The organism is Aquiflexum gelatinilyticum (assembly GCF_024741135.1).
In the GTDB taxonomy this organism is placed as follows: Bacteria; Bacteroidota; Bacteroidia; order Cytophagales; family Cyclobacteriaceae; genus Cognataquiflexum; species Cognataquiflexum gelatinilyticum.
This window is the reverse complement of record NZ_JANSUY010000056.1, coordinates 1-402: the sequence shown is the minus strand read 5'-3', so window position 1 is coordinate 402 and position 402 is coordinate 1. Positions and strand designations below refer to the sequence as shown.

Genomic DNA, 402 nt, shown 5'->3' with positions numbered 1-402 from the left:
GTCATTGCTTCTTTGGCGCCTTTGGCTTCTGAGTCAATACAGACTTCTTATACCGTAACACAGGCTGATATCGATGCGGGAAAAGTGGACAACACCGCTTCGGCTGCTGTCGGTGCAGTCAATGTCTCTGCTTCCGAGTCTGTAACTGCAACAAAAAGCCCTGCGCTTTCCATTACAAAGACTGCCGCTGAGTCAACCTTTGCCGCTGTCGGTGATATATTGAACTACACCATTGTGGTGACCAACACGGGTAACGTGACTTTGAGCAATGTTGCTGTAAGCGATCCTTTGACAGGTCTGAATACAACAATTGCTTCCTTGGCGCCTTTGGCTTCTGAGTCAATCCCGACTTCTTATACAGTCACCCAAAGTGACATCGATGCAGGAAAAGTGGACAACACC

General features: G+C 48.3%; 1 protein-coding gene. It reads left to right on the top strand.

Features of this window, described 5'->3' with window-relative positions:
* Positions 1 to 402, top strand: a 402-nt coding sequence (locus tag NU887_RS21140) for a DUF7507 domain-containing protein (RefSeq protein WP_420839809.1), incomplete at both ends; no start/stop codon positions are given.